The organism is Pseudoalteromonas sp. MQS005 (assembly GCF_001661605.1).
Taxonomy (GTDB): Bacteria; Pseudomonadota; Gammaproteobacteria; order Enterobacterales; family Alteromonadaceae; genus Pseudoalteromonas; species Pseudoalteromonas tetraodonis.
The window spans coordinates 1-21,958 of sequence record NZ_LYRQ01000066.1 but is presented as its reverse complement, the minus strand read 5'-3'; the positions used below and the strand labels follow the sequence as shown (position 1 = coordinate 21,958).

The 21,958-nt window shown below is 40.6% G+C and carries 18 protein-coding genes; 14 read left to right on the top strand and 4 right to left on the bottom strand.

The window, feature by feature from the left end:
- The first annotated feature begins 133 nt into the window (after positions 1–133).
- The 7 genes from A9479_RS17535 (at position 134) to A9479_RS17505 (ending at position 8,758) form a co-directional block, all read left to right on the top strand.
- Positions 134–2,368, top strand: a complete 2,235-nt coding sequence (locus tag A9479_RS17535; RefSeq protein WP_064664131.1) for an ABC transporter permease subunit — start codon at positions 134–136, stop codon at positions 2,366–2,368.
- Between the two features lie 15 nt (positions 2,369–2,383).
- Positions 2,384–4,033: a phosphate ABC transporter permease PstA gene (pstA, locus tag A9479_RS17530; RefSeq protein ID WP_013465994.1), complete on the top strand. Its 1,650-nt coding sequence runs from the start codon at positions 2,384–2,386 to the stop codon at positions 4,031–4,033.
- A gap of 19 nt (positions 4,034–4,052) precedes the next feature.
- The gene (pstB, locus tag A9479_RS17525; RefSeq protein WP_008114812.1) at positions 4,053–4,880 is read left to right on the top strand and encodes a phosphate ABC transporter ATP-binding protein PstB; all 828 of its coding nucleotides are present in this window, start codon (positions 4,053–4,055) and stop codon (positions 4,878–4,880) included.
- A gap of 44 nt (positions 4,881–4,924) precedes the next feature.
- Complete coding sequence (gene phoU, locus A9479_RS17520) at positions 4,925–5,626, top strand: phosphate signaling complex protein PhoU (RefSeq protein ID WP_064664130.1); 702 nt, start codon at positions 4,925–4,927, stop codon at positions 5,624–5,626.
- A gap of 150 nt (positions 5,627–5,776) precedes the next feature.
- Entirely contained in the window at positions 5,777–6,451 is a 675-nt protein-coding gene (locus A9479_RS17515) for a TIGR00153 family protein (protein ID WP_008114817.1), read from the top strand.
- A 39-nt stretch (positions 6,452–6,490) separates the two neighbouring features.
- A complete protein-coding gene (locus tag A9479_RS17510; protein ID WP_008114819.1) occupies positions 6,491–7,759 on the top strand; it encodes an inorganic phosphate transporter in 1,269 nt (422 codons plus the stop codon).
- Positions 7,760–7,840: 81 nt separating this feature from the next.
- The gene (locus A9479_RS17505) at positions 7,841–8,758 is read left to right on the top strand and encodes a hydrogen peroxide-inducible genes activator (RefSeq protein WP_013465992.1); all 918 of its coding nucleotides are present in this window, start codon (positions 7,841–7,843) and stop codon (positions 8,756–8,758) included.
- A gap of 46 nt (positions 8,759–8,804) precedes the next feature.
- Here A9479_RS17505 and A9479_RS17500 read toward each other — a convergent pair whose 3' ends face one another.
- Together A9479_RS17500 and A9479_RS17495 are read right to left on the bottom strand one after the other, a co-directional pair.
- A complete protein-coding gene (locus A9479_RS17500) occupies positions 8,805–9,008 on the bottom strand; it encodes a hypothetical protein (RefSeq protein WP_064664129.1) in 204 nt (67 codons plus the stop codon).
- A gap of 187 nt (positions 9,009–9,195) precedes the next feature.
- Positions 9,196–11,727, bottom strand: coding sequence for an EAL domain-containing protein (locus A9479_RS17495; protein WP_008114824.1), 2,532 nt, complete (start codon positions 11,725–11,727; stop codon positions 9,196–9,198).
- Between the two features lie 457 nt (positions 11,728–12,184).
- Here A9479_RS17495 and queA point away from each other — a divergent pair, with 457 nt between their 5' ends.
- The 6 genes from queA to A9479_RS17460 all read left to right on the top strand — a co-directional run bounded on the left by queA (position 12,185) and on the right by A9479_RS17460 (position 19,600).
- Positions 12,185–13,216: a tRNA preQ1(34) S-adenosylmethionine ribosyltransferase-isomerase QueA gene (gene queA / locus A9479_RS17485; RefSeq protein WP_058155303.1), complete on the top strand. Its 1,032-nt coding sequence runs from the start codon at positions 12,185–12,187 to the stop codon at positions 13,214–13,216.
- Positions 13,217–13,354: 138 nt separating this feature from the next.
- Positions 13,355–14,482 (top strand): tRNA guanosine(34) transglycosylase Tgt, encoded by a 1,128-nt coding sequence (gene tgt / locus A9479_RS17480; protein WP_028835575.1) that lies wholly within the window; start codon positions 13,355–13,357, stop codon positions 14,480–14,482.
- Positions 14,483–14,508: 26 nt separating this feature from the next.
- A complete protein-coding gene (gene yajC / locus A9479_RS17475) occupies positions 14,509–14,844 on the top strand; it encodes a preprotein translocase subunit YajC (protein WP_010391747.1) in 336 nt (111 codons plus the stop codon).
- Positions 14,845–14,863: 19 nt separating this feature from the next.
- Positions 14,864–16,723: a protein translocase subunit SecD gene (secD, locus tag A9479_RS17470; RefSeq protein WP_013465988.1), complete on the top strand. Its 1,860-nt coding sequence runs from the start codon at positions 14,864–14,866 to the stop codon at positions 16,721–16,723.
- Between the two features lie 9 nt (positions 16,724–16,732).
- The gene (secF, locus tag A9479_RS17465; RefSeq protein ID WP_013465987.1) at positions 16,733–17,680 is read left to right on the top strand and encodes a protein translocase subunit SecF; all 948 of its coding nucleotides are present in this window, start codon (positions 16,733–16,735) and stop codon (positions 17,678–17,680) included.
- A 132-nt stretch (positions 17,681–17,812) separates the two neighbouring features.
- The gene (locus A9479_RS17460; RefSeq protein ID WP_033103724.1) at positions 17,813–19,600 is read left to right on the top strand and encodes a bifunctional diguanylate cyclase/phosphodiesterase; all 1,788 of its coding nucleotides are present in this window, start codon (positions 17,813–17,815) and stop codon (positions 19,598–19,600) included.
- Between the two features lie 50 nt (positions 19,601–19,650).
- Here the strand turns inward: A9479_RS17460 and suhB are convergent, their stop codons facing one another.
- Positions 19,651–20,454 (bottom strand): inositol-1-monophosphatase, encoded by an 804-nt coding sequence (gene suhB / locus A9479_RS17455; RefSeq protein ID WP_010391751.1) that lies wholly within the window; start codon positions 20,452–20,454, stop codon positions 19,651–19,653.
- 236 nt (positions 20,455–20,690) lie between these two features.
- Between suhB and A9479_RS17450 the strand changes: the two genes are divergently transcribed.
- Complete coding sequence (locus A9479_RS17450; RefSeq protein ID WP_064664127.1) at positions 20,691–21,107, top strand: VOC family protein; 417 nt, start codon at positions 20,691–20,693, stop codon at positions 21,105–21,107.
- A gap of 46 nt (positions 21,108–21,153) precedes the next feature.
- Here the strand turns inward: A9479_RS17450 and A9479_RS17445 are convergent, their stop codons facing one another.
- Positions 21,154–21,819, bottom strand: a complete 666-nt coding sequence (locus A9479_RS17445) for a LiaF domain-containing protein (protein ID WP_064664126.1) — start codon at positions 21,817–21,819, stop codon at positions 21,154–21,156.
- Positions 21,820–21,958 lie beyond the last annotated feature (139 nt).

The window sequence follows — 21,958 nt, the reverse complement described above, 5'->3', positions numbered from 1 at the left end:
TAAATACAATTATTTAATAAAACAATACTTTAATATTATTTTGTGGTTCCAGTAAAGAATTATTACGACTGTAACATTACTGTCACTTTGATGAAATATAATGCGCCCAACGTTAAGATATAAGGGTGTTTTGATGACTTCAAATCCGAATAAACCGACTTTTAATACGGATCGAAGCCGTCTATTTAAAGACCGGTTTGCTAAGTTTGGCATAACCGCAGGCGGTATAATGGTATTAATAGCACTGCTATTGATCTTTTTTTACCTTCTTTATGTAGTGCAGCCTATTTTCGAGTCAGCTAAAGTTGAAAAGCGCGCTAGCTTTAATGTTGCTAATGCTGAGCAAATAGTTGGGCTTGGTGTTGAAGAGCAAACTGAGGTTGCTTACTTACTTGATAATCAAGGTCAAGTTAACTTTTATAGTGTTGATAAAGCAAACTTTGGTAAAAAACTAAAAACACTTAATGCCACTTTACCTGCGAAGGTAACCAGCTTTGCAAATAGTGCTCCTTTTCAAGGTCATTATGCGTATGGCTTAGAAAATGGCACCGTGACTATTGTTGCGCCTAAGTTTTTAGTCACCTTCCCTAATAATGAACGTAAATTAAGCCCGCGTTTAGGTTATCCATTGGGTGAGATGGCGTTAGAAGTTGATAAACAAGGTGCTGCTATTAAGCGTTTTGCCTTTAGCCATTATGAGGACAAAACAGCCGTTGTGGCACTTACCGCCGATAAACGTGTGGTATTTAGCAGCTTTGTAGCCGAAGAAAATATGTTTACCGGTGAAGTCGAATGGCAAGTTGAACGTACCGAATTGAACGTTGATGGTCGCGTAGATGAGTTATTAATGTCGCCGGATACCACCCGCACATTTGTTCGCTCTGCTAATCAAATTTATGTATTCGATACTCGCTACCCAAGTGAAGTAGAGCAAATCCAATTATTATCTGCCAACGAAGAAAACGCTAATATTGTGTCATCACAACTATTAGCTGGCGCTAACTCCCTGATGTTGGCCAATGATAATGGTGAAATATCGCAGTGGTTTGAAGTAAACACTGACTCAGGTCGCGAGTTTCAAAAAATTCGTTCGTTTGAAACCACTAAGCAAAGTAAGCTAAATATTTTTACTGAGTTTTACCGTCGCACCTTTTTTACAACCGGTCAAAATGGTGAGCTAGGTGTTTATTACACAACCAGTGAAGCAAAGTTGTGGCAAGGTAAAGTCAGTGAAGGTGCAATTGAACAGTTTGCTATTGCTCCGCGTTCAAATGCCGCGCTGATTTTGGCTGATAACAAGCTAACGGTATTAGAAATTCATAACGAACACCCAGAAGTAACGTGGTCAGCGCTTTGGCAAGAAGTATGGTACGAGGGTTACCCTGAGCCGGGTTATATTTGGCAATCAACGTCTGCAAGTGATGATTTTGAATCTAAGTTCTCACTGGTACCAATTTCATTTGGTACTTTAAAGGCTGCTATGTATGCAATGTTATTTGCTGTGCCTATTGCTATTTCAGCCGCTATTTACACCGCTTACTTTATGTCGAGCGAATTACGTCGCGTAGTTAAGCCGACCGTTGAAATAATGGAAGCTCTGCCAACGGTAATACTCGGCTTTTTAGCTGGCTTGTGGTTAGCGCCTTTAATTGAAGAGCACCTGCCGGCTATTGTTGGCTTACTCGTATTACTGCCATTAGGTATTTTAGCAACCGCTTTAGGTTGGACTAAATTACCTGCAGCTATTCGCCATAAAATTCCTGAAGGCTCACATTCAATTTTATTAATTCCTGTGGTGTTATTTATTGGTTGGTTGTCATTTGCGATGAGCGAAAGTATTGAACTGTGGATGTTTGATGGCAATGTGCGTCAATACTTAACCAATGAGCTTGGTATGACTTTCGATCAGCGTAACTCGCTTGTGGTTGGTATTGCGATGGGCTTTGCGGTTATTCCCACTATCTTCTCAATTGCGGAAGATGCGGTATTCAGCGTTCCTAAGCATTTATCTAATGGCTCGTTAGCATTAGGTGCAACGCAGTGGCAAACGCTAATTCGCGTGGTGTTACTAACGGCTAGCCCAGGTATTTTCTCTGCGGTCATGATGGGGTTAGGTCGCGCCGTAGGCGAAACCATGATTGTACTGATGGCAACCGGTAATACGCCGATTATGGATTGGAGTATTTTCCAAGGTATGCGTACCTTAGCCGCTAATATTGCCGTCGAAATGCCAGAGTCGGAAGTGGGGAGTTCGCATTATCGAATTCTATTCTTAGCCGCCTTTGTATTATTCATATTTACCTTTATTTTCAACACCGTTGCTGAATTTGTTCGTCAGCAGCTGCGTGAAAAATATAGCTCAATGTAAGTGGAGAAACACGACATGGTAAAGCAGTGGTTTAGGTCTGGTTCTCCTTGGATTTGGATGACCGGTGGTGCCGTCAGCATCAGTTTAATTTCAGTAATTGGTTTACTCGCCATGATTGCATGGAAGGGATTAAGCTTTTTTTGGCCATCTCAAGTTATGCAATATGAGCTTGAAGGCTCGATTACTAAACAAACCGTTATTGGTGAAATTTACGACCGTGAATTAGTACCTAAGTCGCGTTTAGCGGCAACCGGTATTGATGTTTCTAAATTTGAAAAAGACGAGGTTGAGCGTTTACTAATTAAAACCGGTAACCGAGAGTATGTAGATTTAGACTTTCGCTGGATACTTGAAACTGATATTACACAAAGCTCAGCACCAAAAGCACTCGCGGTATTTGAGCGTAGCAAAAACGGTAACTTTTACGGTTATGTAGAATCAGTAATCAAAGATGGTGAAACAATAACTACAGATAAAGTTGAAACATTACATGATCTTGTAGAGCGTGCGGTTGACTTAAATGACGAAGCACTGGATTTACAAAATGGTGATATTGGTCATATAAACTACGAGTTAGAGCGTTTACGTTTGCAGGAAAAAGCCTATTTGCTTGATAACGAGCTAACTGATGAGCGCGTAGCTGAACTTGCTCAAGCCCGTGCTGATTTACGTGCGCAATATGGTGAGCTTGAAAAAGAGTTATTTGCACTGCGTAACCAAGCTAAGCGTGACCAAGTAACTGTGAAAGATATGCGTGGTGAGATTGTTACTATCCCGCTTTATCAAGTGTTGGATGTATGGTTTCCAAACGACATGGGCTTTTTTGCTAAACTAGGCCATTACTTTGTGCAGTTAGGCAAGTTTGTTTCAGATGACCCACGTGAAGCCAATACCGAAGGCGGTGTATTTCCTGCTATCTTTGGTACGGTATTCATGGTGATGTTAATGGCTGTGATTGTGACGCCATTTGGTGTGGTTGCCGCCATTTATTTGCATGAATATGCAGCTAAAAACGCAATTACTAAAATGATCCGTATTGCGGTTATTAACTTAGCGGGTGTTCCGTCAATTGTATATGGTGTATTCGGTCTAGGTTTCTTTGTGTATATGGTAGGTGGCAGTGTTGACCAACTATTTTACCCAGAGTCATCGCCTACGCCTGTATTTGGTACACCCGGTGTGATGTGGTCGGCACTCACCTTGGCTATATTAACTCTGCCTGTGGTAATTGTGTCAACCGAGGAAGGTTTATCTCGTATTCCAAGCACAGTACGTGATGGTTCATTAGCACTGGGCGCGACTAAGGTAGAAACGTTATGGCGAATCATTATTCCTATGGCCAGCCCTGCTATTATGACGGGGTTAATTTTAGCGGTTGCTCGTGCTGCGGGTGAAGTTGCACCGCTTATGCTGGTGGGTGTGGTAAAAATGGCACCAACGTTGCCGCTTGATGGTAACTTCCCTTACATACACTTAGATAGAAAGTTCATGCACTTAGGTTTTCATATTTACGATGTTGGTTTTCAAAGCCCTAACGTTGAAGCGGCGCGTCCGCTGGTATATGCAACGGCCTTTTTGTTAGTGTCGGTTATTATTACCCTTAACATCACCGCCATTGGTATACGTAACCATTTACGTGAAAAATTCAGATCGCTTGAGCATTAATTTAGTATAGGTAACAAACATGATTACAGTCGCTCCAAAAGTAAACCAAGCAAAGCCAAGCTTGAAGTTAGATTTAAATAATTTAACAGACGAACAAAAAGCGCTAGAAATTAAAGATCTCGACCTTTACTACGGTGATAAACAAGCACTGAGTAAAGTAAATATGAACATTCCGAAAGGCCAAGTAACGGCATTTATCGGTCCGTCGGGTTGTGGTAAGTCAACTTTGCTGCGTTGTATTAACCGTATGAATGACTTGGTTGATATTTGTCGCATAGAAGGCGAAATAATGCTGCACGGGCAAAATATTTACGACAAAAGCGTAGATGTTGCTGCGCTTCGTCGCAATGTTGGCATGGTGTTTCAGCGTCCAAACCCGTTTCCTAAATCAATCTACGAGAATGTGGTTTACGGTCTTCGCCTGCAAGGGATTAAAGAAAAGCGTAAGCTTGATGAAGTGGTAGAGCAATCGCTACGTGGTGCGGCTCTTTGGGATGAAGTAAAAGACAGACTTCACGATAGCGCATTTGGTTTATCGGGTGGTCAGCAGCAGCGTTTAGTTATTGCTCGCTCAATTGCGATAGAGCCAGAGGTATTATTACTTGATGAACCAACATCAGCACTCGACCCGATTTCAACTTTAGTGATTGAAGAACTAATTAATGATTTAAAGAATAAATTTACTGTGGTTATTGTTACTCATAACATGCAACAAGCAGCGCGGGTATCTGATCAAACCGCGTTTATGTATATGGGTGAGCTCATTGAGTATTCAGATACCAATACCTTATTTACCACACCAACGAAGAAAAAAACTGAAGATTATATTACCGGACGCTACGGCTAGTCGGGTTAAAACGCTAAAACAATGAATTATTAAAGAAGGTCATTATGGAACACAACATTAATAAACATATTTCTGGTCGTTTTAATCAAGAACTAGAAGATGTCCGTAACCATGTGTTAAGCATGGGTGGACTGGTTGAGCAGCAACTAAATAGTGCCCTTGACGCGGTAAGTCAAAACGATGCGGTACTAGCACAAAAAGTGCGTGAGAATGATTATAAAGTTAATGCAATGGAAGTGAGTATTGATGAAGACTGTACTCGCATTATCGCGCGTCGTCAGCCCGCGGCTAGTGACCTGCGTTTAGTGGTGGCAATAGCAAAAACCATTGCTGATTTAGAAAGAATTGGTGATGAAGCTAAGCGAATTGCTAAAGTTGCACTAGACTCATTTACTAAGGATCAACAAGATTTATTAGTAAATATTGAAAATATGGGTCGCCAAGTATCTAAAATGCTGCATGACGTTTTAGATGCATTTGCACGTATGGATGTGCAACGTGCATTTGAAGTGCATAAAGAGGATGCTAAAGTAGATAGAGAGTATGAAGCTATCACCCGTCAAATAATGACGTACATGATGGAAGATCCGCGCTCAATTCCAAAAATCATGGATTTAGTATGGTCTGTTCGCTCATTAGAGCGTATCGGTGATCGTTGTCAAAACATCGCTGAATATGTCATTTATTTTGTAAACGGTAAAGATATTCGTCATACATCTCAAGAAGATATTGAAAAATCACTGTAGTGATACGAATAACTAGAAAATAAGAAAGGCAGTAATACACTGCCTTTTTTATTTTTTGTAAATAATTGAATGAGAAAAAGCGTTCACAATCTAGCTTAATGCTGTAAAATTCACGCTGAACAGCATATTGAATTGATTAAAGGGTCAGTTATGCCAACAAATTTTTTAGGTGTTTTTGCAAAATCACCTATAAAACCAATAGAAGAACACATCAGAAAAGCGCATCAAGCAAGCGAAAGTTTGATACCTTTTTTTAATCATGTTTTTAAAGAAGAATGGCAACAAGCTGAAGAGCTACGTTTAACTATTCGTAATTTAGAACGTGAAGCCGATGAAATGAAAAGAACTATACGCTTACAACTACCTGGCGGATTATTCATGCCGGTAGAGCGTACAGACCTTCTCGAATTAGTAACCCAACAAGACAAAATTGCTAATAAGGCAAAAGACATTGCTGGGCGTGTAATTGGTCGTGAGATGATCATACCAAAAGAGATTCAAGAAGACTTTTTGGCGTATGTAACTCGTTGTGTTGATGCAACAAAACAAGCATCTAAAGCGATTAATGAATTAGAAGAATTGTTAGAAACGGGCTTTAAAGGCAGAGAAGTTACTCTGGTTGAAAAAATGCTCGTAGAATTGGATGCCATAGAACAAGACACGGATGAAATGCAAATTAGAATACGCCGCCAACTACGTAAAGTAGAAAGTGAGCTAAATCCTGTAGATGTAATGTTTTTATACAAAATCATTGAATGGGTTGGCGAGCTTGCAGATATTGCAGAGCGCGTAGGATCACGTCTTGAGCTGATGTTAGCTCGTTAATTTAAAATCAGTTCAAACACGAAAGATTAAGGTTACACAATGGATATCATTGCATCTTACGGCACGGTATTAATTTTAATTGCCGCAGCAGTCGGCTTTTTTATGGCTTATGGTATTGGCGCAAATGACGTTGCCAACGCGATGGGTACATCAGTAGGTTCAAAAGCACTTACCATTAAACAAGCGATTTTTATCGCGATGATTTTTGAGTTTGCAGGTGCTTATTTAGCCGGTGGTGAAGTAACATCAACAATTCGTAAAGGGATTATTGATGCGGCCCCATTTGCCGACATTCCTGAATTGATGATTTTAGGTATGATCGCCTCTTTATTTGCCGCGGGCAGTTGGTTATTAATGGCCTCGTTTTTAGGCTGGCCGGTATCGACGACTCATTCAATCATTGGCGCTATTATTGGCTTTGCTCTGGTTGCAGTAGGCACAGAGGCTATTCAATGGGGTAAGGTTGCCGGTATCGTAGGTAGCTGGATTGTAACGCCGGCGATATCAGGTTTTATAGCGTACTTAATATTTATGAGTGCGCAAAAGCTGATATTTGATACAGACGCTCCACTTAAAAATGCCAAGCGCTTTGTACCAATATACATGGGTTTAGCTGGCTTTATTATGGCACTTGTGACCATTAAAAAAGGCTTAAAGCACATTGGTATTAATTTAGGTACCTTTGAAGGTTTTGCTATTTCTATAGGTATAGCGGTACTAGTTGCTGTTATTGGTAAAATTGCGATTTCTCGTTTAAATATCGATCCTAAAGCGGATAGAGAAATGCAGTTTAACAATGTAGAAAAAGTGTTTGCAGTACTTATGGTGCTAACAGCCTGTTGTATGGCATTTGCTCATGGTTCTAATGATGTTGCTAATGCAATTGGACCACTAGCTGCAGTTGTAAACATTGTTGAAAATAATGGTGAAATCGCGAAGAAAGCGGCTATTGCTTGGTGGATATTACCACTGGGTGGTTTAGGTATTGTTGCCGGTCTTGCTATTTTAGGCAAAAAAGTAATTAAAACCATTGGTGAAGGAATTACACATTTAACACCAAGCCGTGGTTTTGCTGCTGAATTAGCCGCTGCATCTACCGTTGTTATTGCATCGGGCACAGGCTTACCTATCTCAACCACACAAACCCTAGTGGGTGCCGTGTTGGGTGTAGGTATGGCACGTGGTATTGCCGCACTTAATATGGGTGTAATAAGAAATATTGTAGTTTCTTGGGTAATTACATTGCCAGTTGGTGCTGCCCTTGCTATTGTTATTTTCTACGTACTAAGAACCGCTTTTGGGGTTTAATAAAAAGTACTTAAAAGACTTTTAGCTTGAAAAGATCTCAACGCCCTTGGTGTTGGGGTCTTTTTATTTGTGGAAAGAAAAATGACCAATCTCCCTAGTATAAAGCAGCTACAGTATTTATTAGCTGTGCATCAGCATCAACATTTTGGCCGCGCAGCAAGTGCCTGCTTTATTGGCCAGTCAACGCTGAGCACCGCAATTCAAAACTTAGAAGAGACCTTAGGGTGTCAGCTTATAGAACGAGAAAATCGCAGCCTTATGTTTACCACCATTGGTGAAGAGGTTGTTGAGCGTTCAAGAAAAATCATTAACGACACTATTAGCTTAAAAGAGCTTACCAAAAGCTTTTTAACGCCGCTTAGCGGCACATTAACGGTCGGTGTTATTCCCACGATTGCGAGCTTTATTGCAGCGCCTCTTTATCACTTTTGTCAGCAAACGTTTGCTGACTTAGAGTTAGTTTTAGTGGAGGATACCAGCGACAAGCTACTTGATAAGTTAGAGCATGGGCAAATTGACTTGGCACTATTAGCGCTGCCCTACGAAACCGATAAATTTCATACACAAGTACTTGCACAAGATCATTTTAGCTTAGTGCACCATAAAGACTACACACCAGCTAAAGGCATTGAAGACTTTAATTTACTACCAGAAGCGAGTGTATTTTTACTTGAGCGAGAGCACTGTATGACTGGGCATGCGCTCAGTGCGTGCCATTTAAACCGCTCTAGCTGTATAAATCCCTTTGAGGCAGCTAGCTTACATACTTTATTGAGTATGGTTGAGTATAAACTTGGCGTGACTTTTTTACCGCAAATGGCGATTAACGCGGGTATTTTAGAAAACAAAAACATGCTTGCTACGCCATCACAAGGTGATGCCTATCGTGATATTGGTGTACTGTGGCGCAAAACAACGGGGCGGATTCGTGACTTTAAATTGTTTAGCCAACAGTTAGAGGTCTTTTTGAAAAAGCAGTGCAGTGTTGATTTTAAGTAACGTAAAAAAAGCGTATTAGAGATAATACGCTCAATAACACAGGGAATTAAAGTGGCTGCTTGTGCTGGCCATGGTAGCTCTCTAGAGGCGGTAAAAACAATAAGTAAACCCACACAACAACATTGAAGTAAGGCACCAGTCCAAGCACTGTAAAGGTTTTTACATGGTAGCCTTTAATCTGGGCATACTTGTAACATTGAAGCGCAATAGCAAAGTGTATAAACAATAATAACGTGATTAGTTGCGTCATAAACATCCTCCTTATGACCAAATGTCCATCTTTAAGAGTATAGACATCTAGACGATAAGAAATAAAGATGTCATGTAAAATCAAGGTAATCACTTAATTTTCATGACATTGTGCTGCCGATAAGCAAAGTATAGGTTAGATGGGCAATTTTGGTAGTAATAAATTGCTTAAATTTGTTTATTAATGTTTATAGTGATGTGAGGGTATCTTGATAAAAAATAGGGTTGTTCTTTATTTTTTCTAATTCAATCAGTACCTTGTCGATAGGGACAGGGCGAGCAATAAAATAGCCTTGCCCGTAGTCTACGCCTATTTCTTTGAGTGCAAAAAATACTTCAGCGGTTTCCACATATTCAGCCACAGAGCGCTTATCTAGTGACCGACTGATGTCGTTTATAGCTTTTACTAGCGCTAAATCAATGGAGTCGTTAAGCATATCGCGGACAAATGAGCCGTCAATTTTCACATGTTGGGCTGGTAATTGTTTAAGATAATTAAAGGTACTAAATCCGGTACCAAAGTCATCAATCGAAAAGTGGCAGCCTAAATTATTTAACCGTTCAATCATTTTACGAGTGGCAGCCAAATTATTAATGCTAGCCGATTCGGTTATTTCAAAAATAATTTTTGACGGAGGCACTTGATATTTTTCGAGGCTCGACTCTATTAACGGCAGTAAACGCTCATCTAAAAATGATTGTGCCGATAAATTTATTGCAACCTGAAGAAGCTCTGGGTGCGCAGCAACACTCGCAATACTGTTACGAATAACACATTGATCCATTAAAAAGGTGTCGTTAAGCATTTCCAATGAGGGAATAAATTGATTTGGGTAAATAAGTTCGTCGTCGAGCTTTAATCTCAGTAGTACTTCAAAGTAAGCAACCTGATTAGTTTTAAAGTCCCAAATGGGTTGATAATGAAGTTCTATACTGTCTTGTTGTAGAGCTTGGCGTACACCATGACCCCATTCTAAGCCTGTTTGCAGCGCATTGTTTTCACCATCTTGTTTTGAATAACAATGTACTAAGTTACGGCCTAAATTTTTAGCAATATATAACGCAATATCTGATTGCTTTAAACATTCATTAGGGTCGCAGTTATCAGCAGTAATTTGTGTTAAGCCAATAGAGCAGCTAATTGAATACACTTGATCTTCTGACTTAAATTGGTTGCCTTCAATGGCACTACAAATCCCTTCTGCAATTAAATGTGCATCTAATAAATTGGTGTTTTTAAGGATCACCGCAAACTCATCGCCACCCACACGGCAGATCAGGTGCTCATTACTAATATTGGCAATAAACAGTTGTGCCACTTCTTTTAAAACAATATCGCCTTGTTGGTGGCCTTTACTGTCGTTGATTATTTTAAAGTGATCAAGATCGATATAAATCAGCGCATGCTCAATATTTGCATAGGTATTTTCGCTTTGGCAAATATAGTTAAGTTGTTGGTCGAAGTAATAACGATTATGTAGGCCGGTTAACGTGTCATGCAATGCTAAATGGCGTAATTGAAGCTCAGCTTGCTTACGCTCATGAATATTATCGAGTGTGGCGGTAATGGTCGCGTTATTACTGCTATTTTTTATTAGCTGGAGGCGGCATTCAACCCACACCGAATTGCCGTTTTTTTGTTGTAGTTTAACTTCTATTTTTTGTTTATTTGCGCCACCTTGTAAAATGTCATCAATAGTGGATTGTAACGACTGTTTATACTCTTTGGTACAAAATGCAGTTAATGGCTGTTTCAAGGTCGATTTAACCCCAAAACCACTCAAAGACTCCCATGCAGGGTTTATAAAGCGAATATTGCCTTGCTGGTCTAGCTCAAGCACCACGGTATTTAGGTGCAATAAAATACGTTGATGTGCTGAAAACAGGTCGCGATATTTTACTTCACTAATACTTAGCTGCTGTACCTTATTAGCAAATTCAGCATAGCTGACCATAAAGTCTTCACGACGAGCTGCGTGGTCACAGACTTTATTTAAAAATGAGGGGTCGTAAGGGGCGCGAATAAAGTCGGTAACGCCTGAAAGTAATAACTGCTCGGCGTAATCGGCATCGTTTTTGTCAATAATAGTAACAATGGCTTGCTGAGGGTTATGCTGCAGAATTTTTTCGACTAATTGATTTGAGCTTTCTGCTTGTGCCGCTGTGGCATCCAGTAGCACGATAGCAAAAGGCTGCTGATTATAAGCACTTAGCGCCGCTTTCTCAGTTGTAACATGGGTGATAGCAAAGTTAAGTTTTAATTGCTCACTCATGTCGTTTGCCCTGCTGGCAAAGGGTTCTAATAACAACAGGTTTAAGCGACTACTTTTTTCTAAATGGCTCGACAGCACATTTGCGAGTATTTGCGGCAGAATATCTTGGCGCTCAAAAGGCAGTACCGCATCTATGCCATAACTTCGTGCAGTAGTCTCGGCGATACGTTCACAATAAATAGGCGGAATAAGTAAAATAGGCGTATTTTTAGGCGTGTTTAGTAATCCAGAGCGGATCATACGGGAAAACCGCCAACCATCAATTTTACCTACATCTAAGCCAGTTATGATTATATTTACGCTTTGATTTTTTAATATTTTTAGGGCGTCTTGGCTGTCTGATGCTTCAATGAACTCAAACACATTAAGCCTCTCTAACGTGGCACGAATAGTCTGGCGCTCATCATTACTTGCATTCAATATTAGCAATTTAAGCTGTTTTGCCACGTAGGTACCACTCCGAGAGATGCAGATCATAAAACAGTAAGAGTAATGATATTTAGCGATAAGAACAAGCGTATTTAACCGCTATTTTAAATGTAGTTCATTGGTGGCTAATTAGGGGGAATATGTGGGATATCTTGAGCTTCATTCTAATAGTTAAATACCCAAACCACCTCAAAATGCAGAATTCAGCGCTTCACAGGGGCTTAATATCAAGGCGATACTTTGCAGTAATGGTAGTCCCTTTCAAGAAGTAGCAACGATGAGAGTATGCCCCTGTGAAACGCCCACGGGTTGGTTTAAAAGCGATTTATACTGCGTTATTGATATTAATAATAGAACCACTATTATTTGCAATCTATGCCTTGCCTAAATCGCTTTTAATTCCAACTGAAACTCGCATTTTGAGGTGGTTTGGGTATACACTTGGCGCGATTTTAAATGATGTGGAATTCTAATAATGCGCGTAGCTGATTTTAGCTTTGACTTACCTGATGAATTAATTGCTCGTTTTCCTAAAGCAGATAGAACGAGTAGCCGTTTATTGAGCCTAAACGGGCCAACTGGTGAGATTGAGCATAAAATATTTAGTGACATACTTGAGCTTGTAAACGAAAACGATTTACTGGTTTTTAATAATACCAAGGTTATACCTGCGCGTATGTTTGGTCAAAAAGAGTCTGGTGGTAAAGTTGAGGTACTCGTTGAACGCGTATTAGACGAACACCGCGTACTTGCGCATATTCGTGCGAGTAAATCCCCAAAGCCAGGTAATGTACTCATTTTAGAGGGCAAAGCAAAAGCTATTATGGTGGCACGCCATGATACCTTATTTGAGCTTGAGTTTGACCGCAATGAAAATGTGCTCGATATTTTAAATGATGTGGGCCACATGCCGCTTCCTCCTTATATTGACCGCCCAGATAACGAAGCCGACCGTGAGCGTTACCAAACGGTATATGGCGAAAAGCCAGGCGCTGTTGCTGCACCTACAGCAGGTCTTCATTTTGACGATAAACTCATGGCTGCGCTCAAAGATAAAGGCGTGCAAATGGCGTTTGTAACCTTGCACGTTGGTGCTGGCACCTTTCAGCCTGTAAGAGTTGAGAGTGTTGATGAGCACATCATGCACTCTGAATATATTGAAGTGCCACAAGATGTGGTTGATGCGGTTGCAAGCACCAAAGCCAAAGGCGGACGAGTGATTGCTATAGGTACAACTTCAGTACGCTCACTTGAGTCTGCAGCAAAAATACATGGCGGCAAGCTAGATACTTACTTTGGCGATACCGATATCTTTATTTTTCCGGGTTATCAATTTAACGTTGTTGATGCCATGGTAACTAACTTCCATTTACCCGAATCAACTCTGATCATGTTAGTTAGTGCCTTTGCAGGGCAAGACAACATTATGGGCGCTTACAATACGGCGATTGAACAACAGTATCGCTTTTTTAGCTATGGCGATGCGATGTTTTTGACCCGGAAATAATTTACAGCGTCATCGGTTTTTATTTACTCCTAAGCACAGTGAATTTCTCACTGCTAATAGTAATAGGGTGGTAAAAAGGGTAGAATCGAGCGGTTAAATTATAGCTTGTTGGACTGTTTTTCCGACACAGAGGATATTATGAAATTTGAATTAGACTGCACTGATGGTAAAGCGCGCCGCGGCCGCTTGATTTTTGACCGAGGTGTAATAGAAACACCGGCGTTTATGCCTGTAGGTACTTACGGCACGGTTAAGGGTATGACACCTGATGAAGTAAAAGCAACGGGTGCACAAATTTGTTTGGGCAATACATTTCACTTAATGTTGCGCCCTGGTACTGAAATCATTAAACAGCATGGTGATTTACACGACTTTATGAATTGGGACTTCCCAATTTTAACTGACTCAGGCGGTTTCCAAGTATTTAGCCTTGGCGCAATGCGTAAAATCACTGAAGAAGGCGTGATGTTCCAATCGCCTGTAAATGGTGACCAAATTATGATGTCGCCAGAAAAGTCAATGGAAGTGCAGCGTGATCTTGGCTCAGATATCGTGATGATATTTGACGAATGTACGCCGTACCCTGCCACAGAAAAAGAAGCCAAAGACTCTATGGAGCTTTCTCTTCGTTGGGCTAAGCGTTCAAAAGAAGGGCATGGCGACAACCCTTCAGCATTGTTTGGTATTATTCAAGGCGGTATGTATCCTGAGCTTCGTGCACAATCACAAGCTGGCCTTGAAGAGATTGGTTTTGATGGTTATGCACTCGGTGGTTTATCGGTGGGTGAGCCTAAACATGAAATGATTAATATTCTTGATCATTGTGCTTATAAAATGCCAGAAAACAAACCGCGTTACCTAATGGGTGTTGGCAAGCCTGAAGACCTAGTTGAGTCGGTTCGCCGTGGTATAGATATGTTTGACTGTGTAATGCCAACGCGCAATGCACGTAACGGTCACTTATTTATTACTACTGGCATCATAAAAATCCGTAATGCAGTGCATAAAACAGATACTGGTCCACTTGATCCAGAGTGTGATTGCCATACCTGTAAGAATTATTCGCGTGCTTATTTGCATCATTTAGACAAATGTAACGAAATTCTTGGCGCACGACTAAACACTATCCATAACTTACGATACTATCAACGTGTTATGGAAGGTTTGCGTAATGCTATTAGCGAAGGTCAACTAGAGACATTTGTACACGATTTTTACGCTCGCCGAGGCCAAGAAGTGCCAGAGCTAGCTGATACAACAAATTAAAATTTAAAAATTAAAGAGGAAGTATTATGAGTTTATTTATTTCAAACGCACATGCAAGCGCTGGCGCACCTGCAGCAGGCGGCGGTATGGAAATGCTAATTATGTTAGCGATTTTTGGTTTGGTTTTTTACTTTTTAATTTACCGCCCGCAAGCAAAGCGCGTAAAAGAGCATAAAAGCTTAATGAGCGCGATGGCAAAAGGCGATGAAGTGCTAACCCAAGGTGGTTTAGTGGGTAAAATCGTAAAAATTGCTGAAGATAAAGACTTCATCGTGATCTCATTAAATGAGCAAGCAGAAGTAACTGTACAAAAATCAGCAGTATCTGCTGTACTGCCTAAAGGCACAATGAAGTCGCTATAAAAATAATAAGGACGGCCCCGTGTTAAACAAGTTTCCAATTTGGAAGTATTTACTTGTTTTAGCTGTGTTAGCCATTGGCCTTTTATATGCTTCACCAAACTTGTATGGCCGCGATCCGGCCATACAAGTTTCTGGCGCTAAAGGCACCGATGTCGACCTCAGTGTTGTAGACAAAGTAAACGCAATCCTCAAAAAAGATAACGTCAGCGCTAAATCGACGAAACTAGAAGACGGGCAAATTCTTGTTCGTTTTAAAAACGTTGAAGACCAACTAAAAGCGCAAGACTTATTGCGTAACTCGCTTAGTGACGATTATATCTCAGCTATCAATATGGCTCCTGCACAACCGGCTTGGTTAAAGTCGCTTGGCGGTAACCCAATGAAGTTAGGCCTAGATTTAAGTGGTGGTGTACATTTCACCATGGAAATCGACATGGTCACTGCGGTTGATAATCAGCTTGAGCAAATGGAGCAAGATTTTCGTAGCGATCTGCGCGAAGAAAAACTACGTTATCGTAGTGTGCGCCGCGTAGCAGGCTCAGAGCGTATGCGTGTAGAAATGCGTAACGAAGAAGATAAAGAAGCCGCAGAGCGCTTTTTAGAAAGCCGTTACCCATTAAACGTTTACATTGATGATAGCAGTAACGATAACGCATTCTTTGCCACTATGAGTGAGCTAAAGCTAAAAGAAATTCGTGACTATGCTATCAAGCAAAACGAAACGATTATTCGTAATCGTATCAACCAAATTGGGGTTGCAGAGCCAAATGTTCAGCGCCAAGGTGCTGAACGTATTATTGTGCAATTACCAGGGATTCAAGATACCGCTCGCGCTAAAGAAATTTTAGGTGCTACGGCCACGCTTGAGTTTCGTGAAGTTGACGAAAATGCTGACATAAGCGCCGCTGCTCAAGGTCGTATCCCACCGGGTACTGAAATGATCATGAGCCGCGATGGTTATCCTGTGGTACTAAAAAAGCGCATTATTCTTGAAGGTAGCCATATTACTGGCGCGCAGTCAGGTGCAGATGAGTACCAGCGTCCACAAGTAAGCATTAAACTCGATAGTAAAGGTGGGGCAAAAATGAATGCCTTCACCAAACGTGCTATTGGTAAACGTATGGCTACCGTGTTTATTGAGTACAAGCCATCGGGTAAAAAAGACAGCGAAGGTAAAGCACTTCCACCAATTAAAGTGGAAGAAGTGATTAACGTAGCAACCATTCAGGCGCGTCTTGACCGTTCATTCCGTATTACCGGTATTGATAACCCCGCTGAAGCACATAACTTAAGTTTACTACTTCGCGCGGGTGCACTGGTTGCGCCTATTCAAATAGTAGAAGAACGTACGGTTGGGCCAAGCCTAGGTCAAGAAAACATTGAAGCAGGTATGACCGCTGTAGCCTTAGGTTTTGCATTTGTACTGGCCTTTATGCTTATTTACTACAAAGGTTTTGGTCTCGTTGCGAATATCGCACTGGCTGCCAACTTAGTACTTATTATTGGTGTAATGTCGTTAATTCCAGGTGCAACGCTTACCCTACCGGGTATCGCAGGTATTGTATTAACCGTGGGTATGGCTGTTGATGCGAATGTACTTATATTTGAGCGTATTCGTGAAGAGCTCGCTGATGGCCGCAGCCCTCAACAAGCGGTTCATTTTGGTTACGATAGCGCCTTCAGTACTATTTTTGATGCCAATATCACCACATTAATTGCGGCGATTATCTTGTTTGCTGTTGGTACCGGTCCTGTTGCAGGCTTTGCGGTAACCCTAGCAATTGGTATTTTAACCTCTATGTTTACAGCAATTGTAGGTACCCGTGCGGTGATCAACCTATTTATTGGTGGTAAACGTGTTGATAAACTTTCAATTTAAGGAGCAGACATGCAAATTTTAAGATTGGGCGGAAAAACCCTTCGTTTCATGTCTCTTCGAAAAGTGGCAATGGGCTTTTCTACGTTATTAATCATAGCGTCGCTGGCGTCACTTTTTGTTAAAGGCTTAAATTTCGGTTTAGATTTTACCGGCGGTACAGCAGTTGAGGTAGGTTTTTCACAACCTGCCGATCTGAAAAAAGTACGTAATGTACTGGCTGAAAACGACTTTGCTGATGCATCGGTACAGCTTTTTGGCTCAAGCCAAGAAATACTGGTCCGTTTAGCCCCTCGCGGTGATGATGTAAAAGCAGAAGTAATTGGTAACCAAGTAATTGCTGCCCTTAAACAAGCTGATGATAGCGTAGTAATGCGCCGTATTGAGTTTGTAGGCCCAAGCGTAGGTGAAGACTTAAAAGAGCAGGGTGGCCTTGCCATGTTAACTGCGCTTATATGTATCTTAATTTACGTAGCATTTCGCTTTGAATGGCGCTTTGCTGTAGGTGCGGTGGGGGCACTATTACACGATGTAATCATTACAATTGGTTTATTCTCGGTGCTTGGTTTAGAGTTTGACCTAACTATTTTGGCTGCAATACTCGCCGTGATAGGTTACTCACTAAACGATACCATTGTTGTATCAGACCGTATCCGTGAAAACTTCCGTAAAGTACGTATTGACGACACCATTGAAATTATTGACCTGTCACTTACGCAAACACTTAATCGTACTTTAGTTACGTCAATTACCACTATTTTAGTATTGATTGCACTCTTTGTATGGGGCGGCCAAACTATTCATGGCTTTGCTACCGCACTATTATTTGGTGTATTTATTGGTACTTATTCTTCAGTTTACGTTGCCAGCTCGGTGGCTATTGCCATGGGCGTAAGTAAAGAAGATTTAATACCAGAGGTGATTGAAAAAGAAGGTGCCGATTTAGACTCAATGCCTTAATTGAGATTAAATTATCCTTTTTAAAAAACCGCTCCTTGTGAGCGGTTTTTTATTGCTTAGCGTGTAAGACATATAATTGTCATACGAGCTTGATATTTTATCACTCTTATTTAATTTTGATCAGAGCTAGTAGTGACTGAGCAACGTAAAGCCTTAGAGTCAATTTTACAACAAGGGGCAATAACAACCTTGTTTCAACCTATTTTTGATATAACTAAGCAATCTATTATTGGGTATGAAGCGCTGAGTCGAGGCCCTAAAAATAGCCCATTAGCGATGCCAAATAAGCTATTCGAAACGGCTCATAAATATCAATTGATCTCAGAGCTTGAGCTTTTATGCCGTTCTCGCGCCATAGAAAACTTTGTAAAACTAAATCTACAAGGGAAGTTATTTTTAAATGTCAGCCCAAAAATTCTACTCGATCCGAGCCACCCTAAAGGCGAAACCTTACATTTAATTGAACAGTTTGGTCTTGCGGCTAATCGTGTGGTGATTGAAGTCACCGAACAAGAAAAAGTAGATGATGGCTTTTTACTGTTAAAAACCATTGCTCATTATCGAGAGCTAGGCTTCACTATTGCTATTGACGATCTTGGTGCAGGTTATTCCGGTCTAAAGCAATGGTCGCAGTTATGCCCAGATATTGTAAAAATTGATCGTTACTTTATTGATCATTGCGATCAAAGCGAAGTTAAAAAAGAATTTCTAAAATCAATTGTGGTGTTAGCGCGGGCAACAAATACAGCGGTGATTGCAGAGGGAATTGAGCGTACTGAAGAACTCGATTTAGTTAAAAGTATAGGCATAAGTCATGTTCAGGGATTTTTGTTAGAAAGACCCAGCCAACAACCAAGCTATGACTATAACTGTAAGCAGTTACAAGCATTTACATCGACTCAAGCAGGGTCAAAGTTTGAACAATCAATGGCTATCGGGGTGCTTGCTGTTGCTCAGCCTGCCATTAGCAGTCACACGCGTTGTAAAGAAGCTCATGCGCTTTTTGAGCAAGACAAGCGCATAATTAGCTTACCCGTTTTAAATAGCAATCAGCAGCCAATAGGGCTGTTACACAAAGATCAGCTAACAGAAGTGTTTGCCGCGCCATACGGGCATGCACTTTATGATAAATGTGAAGTCACTGAGTTAATGGATAAACAGCCTTTGGTGGTTGATGAAAATCAAATGCTTGATATTGTCTCTCAGCAAATAACAGAGCAAGACTTTGATATTCGTCGCCATATTGTTATCACAAGTAATAATAAATATTTAGGTTTGGCACCGCTCAGGGACATATTAAAGCACATTACCGCTGAAAAAATCCGCCACGCCCAACATGCTAACCCTCTAACCATGTTACCGGGTAATGTGGCAATTAGTGAAGTAATAGAGCAGCGTCTGCAACATAAACAGCCATTTTCACTAGCTTATATCGATTTAAATCATTTTAAACAATTTAACGATCTGTATGGTTATGCCAGTGGGGACAGCGTGATAAAACTTCTGGCCGATGTGACTGTAAAAGCGTGTGCGCACAGCGCTAACTTTGTCGGGCATATTGGTGGCGATGACTTTATGGTGGTGTTTGAAAAAAAAGATGCGGTGGAGGTTTGTAATACCATTATCACGCAATTTGAATTGCAGTCACGCGTATTTTTTACGCCAGAGCATATTGCTGGAAAAGGGTATTGGGCAACTAATCGAGAGGGCGAAAAGCAGTTTGTACCTTTACTTACTTTATCGATAGGTTTAGTTGAGCCGGATCTGCAGCAGTGTAAAAATAGCCATCAAGTAGCGGCATTAGCCACAGATGCTAAAAAAGAAGCAAAACGTTATCGTCACAGCTACTTATTTATTTGTAATCGAAGAAGGCCTGCACCCGCTGTTGTGCGTTTATCCAATAGTAAAAAAAGTGGCTAACAAAAAGCAAAAAAGGAGCCTCGGCTCCTTTTTTTAGTGCGGTATTACGATTAACGTAATAACGACTCAGATAATACTGGGCGCATTTCACGAACAATCGCTTGTGTTAGCTTAGGTGCACCACAAATAACGTTACCGCTCACGTTGTAGTTATTACCGCCAGCAAAATCAACAACCATGCCGCCAGCTTCTTTAACTAATAGCTCGCCTGCTGCTGTATCCCACGGTTTTAAACCAATTTCAAAGAAACCATCAACACGACCCGCTGCAACATACGCCATATCAAGTGCTGCAGAACCTGCACGACGAATATCAGCGGTATGTACGAATAATGCTTTAAACGCTTCAGAATAGGCATCTAAGTGGTGTTTTTGTTTGAAAGGGAAACCTGTTGCAAGAACAGAACCGGCAAGTTCAACCGTTTTAGATACACGTAAACGTTTGCTGTTTAACTGTGCGCCTTGACCGCGAGAAGCGGTGAAAAGCTCGCCACGAATTGGATCGTAAATTACGGCTTGGTCTAAACGACCTTTAACTTTAAGTGCAATAGATACTGCGAAATGAGGGATACCCTTGATGAAGTTAGTTGTGCCATCAAGTGGGTCAACAATCCATTGGTAATCAGCATCCTTACCTTTGTGTTCGCCTAACTCTTCACCAACGATGCAGTGATCAGGGTAAGAACGTAAAATAGTGTCACGAATTACGGCTTCGGCTTCTTTATCAATGTTCGTAACTAAATCATTAGTGCCTTTTTGTTGCACTTCAACTTTTGATAAGTCTTCACTTGCACGAAGAATAAGCTTGCCTGCGTTACGCGCAGCGCGAACCGCAATGTTTAACATTGGATGCATGGTATTACCTTTGGGTTGTAAAAGAACGTTTATATATTTAAGCCGGCGTATTTTAGCGGTTTTTGCCATAAAGTAAACCATAAAGCCTAAATACTTGTGAGTGTTTTTTGTACAGGCATGATCTTTCAATATATTTATCGGAATAAAAACAGACAATAAATTTGTAAATTAGCGCTTTACCTAAAGTTAACTTGAGGTTTTATGATGTTCTATATTCAATTAATAGGAAGAAAGTTATGAAATTAGAACACGTAAATTTAGTTGTTAGTGACAGAAACGCCATGCTTAAGTTTTACCAGGCAGCGTTTCCCTATTGGTCAATTAGAAGTGAGGGGGAAGGAACTTGGTATGGTAAAACAATGCGCTGGGTACATTTTGGTGATAACGATCAATATATTGCTATAAGCGATCACGGTGAAGGGAAAAACCGCGACCTATCAGGACATCAAATTGGTTTGGCACACTTTGCCTATGTAACCAATAACTTAAATGCAGTAATAGCGCGCCTAAAACATGCGGGCTTTGCAATAAGTAAAGAAGGTGCTGTAAATCCATTTAGAAAAAACATTTATTATATTGACCCTGCAGGGTTTGAAGTTGAGTTTGTAGAGTACATGAGTGATGTACCTAGTGAGCGAAATAACGACTTATAATATGAATGAAGCCAACGATTATGGCTTCATTCAATGTTTAGCATATTTAATAATGTTTACCATTTATGCCAAGTTGAGTTTTTAGATCATTTGCAAAGCTAATAAATTTTTCTTTAATAGTGCGCTTAACTTTAACTTCCACAGAGCCTAAAACAGTTTTTCCTTCAATGTGAATCGTTGGCCCTTGGCGCTTATTAAGTGACACTGTTTTATTTTCAAAACTGCCTAAAATACAAAACATTTTAGAAACTACATTAACGTGCTCTGGTACATATATTTCTTCGCTGCCAAAGTAACAATTAACGTGAATAGTGACATGTTGGTGGGTAAAAATAGCATCCGTAAAATCAAGATTGATTGACCCCATGTAGTTTTCTATATAAATGTTTTGAGGAACTACCCATTGGCCGCTTCGTTCACTCGAACCAAGAATGCTTCTTAATGTAAGTGGCTCTTCATCAGTCTCATGCTGCGCGCTATAATTAGGTGCAAACTGAGAGTGCTTTTGCGCCTTATATTGTTGGTCAGTATTTAAGGTTAAATCTTCAACGAGATCCATAAGTGCTTTATTGTCACTCGCTGCCATGGCGTCGTCTAAGCGCCTTTCAAATGCTTCTACAGAAATAACACCATGGCTGTAGTTATAAATGAGCTGATCAATCACTTGCTCACGAACTTGCTCAATAGGGCGGTCTTCAATTTTAACAGACATTTAAATTATCCTTTTATGATTGCTGGTTATTTCAAAGCAAGCCTTATACCAAATATTAAATTTTTTAAATTCAGTGATTTATGATTTTGGGTTTTTGATTCTTTATTATATTAACGACAGATTAACCAAATATACAATT

Bases quoted from the DNA above. Each gene is read 5' to 3' on its own strand.
- A9479_RS17510 (WP_008114819.1), top strand. From the start codon at position 6,491: ATGGATATCATTGCATCTTACGGCACGGTATTAATTTTAATTGCCGCA.
- A9479_RS17450 (WP_064664127.1), top strand. From the start codon at position 20,691: ATGAAATTAGAACACGTAAATTTAGTTGTTAGTGACAGAAACGCCATG.
- suhB (WP_010391751.1), bottom strand. From the start codon at position 20,454: ATGCATCCAATGTTAAACATTGCGGTTCGCGCTGCGCGTAACGCAGGC.
- secF (WP_013465987.1), top strand. From the start codon at position 16,733: ATGCAAATTTTAAGATTGGGCGGAAAAACCCTTCGTTTCATGTCTCTT.
- pstA (WP_013465994.1), top strand. From the start codon at position 2,384: ATGGTAAAGCAGTGGTTTAGGTCTGGTTCTCCTTGGATTTGGATGACC.
- phoU (WP_064664130.1), top strand. From the start codon at position 4,925: ATGGAACACAACATTAATAAACATATTTCTGGTCGTTTTAATCAAGAA.
- tgt (WP_028835575.1), top strand. From the start codon at position 13,355: ATGAAATTTGAATTAGACTGCACTGATGGTAAAGCGCGCCGCGGCCGC.
- A9479_RS17515 (WP_008114817.1), top strand. From the start codon at position 5,777: ATGCCAACAAATTTTTTAGGTGTTTTTGCAAAATCACCTATAAAACCA.
- A9479_RS17445 (WP_064664126.1), bottom strand. From the start codon at position 21,819: ATGTCTGTTAAAATTGAAGACCGCCCTATTGAGCAAGTTCGTGAGCAA.
- A9479_RS17500 (WP_064664129.1), bottom strand. From the start codon at position 9,008: ATGACGCAACTAATCACGTTATTATTGTTTATACACTTTGCTATTGCG.
- yajC (WP_010391747.1), top strand. From the start codon at position 14,509: ATGAGTTTATTTATTTCAAACGCACATGCAAGCGCTGGCGCACCTGCA.
- queA (WP_058155303.1), top strand. From the start codon at position 12,185: ATGCGCGTAGCTGATTTTAGCTTTGACTTACCTGATGAATTAATTGCT.
- A9479_RS17535 (WP_064664131.1), top strand. From the start codon at position 134: ATGACTTCAAATCCGAATAAACCGACTTTTAATACGGATCGAAGCCGT.
- pstB (WP_008114812.1), top strand. From the start codon at position 4,053: ATGATTACAGTCGCTCCAAAAGTAAACCAAGCAAAGCCAAGCTTGAAG.
- A9479_RS17505 (WP_013465992.1), top strand. From the start codon at position 7,841: ATGACCAATCTCCCTAGTATAAAGCAGCTACAGTATTTATTAGCTGTG.